1 rRNA gene is annotated in these 211 nt (G+C 51.2%); it reads left to right on the top strand.

Annotated elements, in window-relative coordinates:
- Positions 1-121: 121 nt before the first annotated feature.
- A 5S ribosomal RNA gene (gene rrf, locus LCF57_RS07455) occupies positions 122-211 on the top strand; the annotation flags it as partial.

Genomic DNA, 211 nt, shown 5'->3' with positions numbered 1-211 from the left:
CTTTCTATGGAGAATCGTTTCCTGCGATGGAAACATTCAAATACGAAGCGTAAGCTTCTAAATCAGGTTTCGGCCTGTTACTCACTCGTTGCTCAGTTTTGAGAGTTCAAACTCTCAAGCGTTTGGTGGCGATAGCGGAGGGGTTCCACACGTACCCATCCCGAACACGACCGTTAAGCCCTCCAGCGCCGATGGTACTTGGACCGCAGGG

The sequence above is a fragment of the Paenibacillus sp. BJ-4 genome, from assembly GCF_020404765.1.
GTDB lineage: Bacteria > Bacillota > Bacilli > Paenibacillales > Paenibacillaceae > Paenibacillus.
Note: the sequence above shows the minus strand (reverse complement) of the source record. Positions and strands in the feature narration are given on the sequence as shown.